2 protein-coding genes are annotated in these 563 nt (G+C 62.9%); both read right to left on the bottom strand.

The features are described 5' to 3' along the window. The coding region (locus MTE01_RS17260) for a hypothetical protein (protein ID WP_218026388.1) at positions 1 to 201 on the bottom strand (201 nt) is incomplete at its 3' end. Between the two features lie 39 nt (positions 202 to 240). Continuing rightward, the coding region (locus MTE01_RS16885; protein WP_141378457.1) for a WXG100 family type VII secretion target at positions 241 to 563 on the bottom strand (323 nt) is incomplete at its 5' end.

The following is a 563-nucleotide window of genomic DNA, read 5'->3' as shown; positions in this document are numbered from 1 at the left end:
TTGCAGGTACCGAGACTTCTCGCCTTCGTGGATGTGATGCGCGAAGTGAATGCCTTCGGGAATGGCGCCGAGTATGAATGTGGACCTCTCCCCCGGCCGGAGGAGGCCAAGAAGATGGGCTACTTGATCACGCGGGCCGCGAAAGTCGGAGCCGAATTCCATGGAGCTGCCATCCATCGTGTAGTAATAGCGCTGGGCCACTGCATCCTCCCTCTCACTATTGCTGACGTTGATGTGGACTCAGGTCCAGAGGCGAGTTACCAGCGCCTCAGCGGTCTCGAATGCCGAGCGCGCCGCATCCATCCCCGACGCCGCGTCAGCCAAACTCGTGTTCATGCGCTCGAGAGCGTCCGACCACTGTCGCTGGGCCGCGTCGTAGGCGTTTCTCGCGTCTCCTGTCCATTCGGCTCGGCCTGCGGCGACGGCGGCATCGAGGTCGTCGAGATGTCGCTCGATGGACACGGTTGCGTCGCGGAGCGCATCGATGAGCTCTGCATGGCGGTCGCCGTCGAAACGGATGGTCACGGCTGCGGTTTCGGCCAGGCGAGGTCGTACCAGCGCAA

Source organism: Microbacterium testaceum (assembly GCF_006539145.1).
Classification (GTDB): Bacteria; Actinomycetota; Actinomycetes; order Actinomycetales; family Microbacteriaceae; genus Microbacterium; species Microbacterium testaceum.
This window is presented reverse-complemented; position numbering and strand designations above follow the sequence as displayed.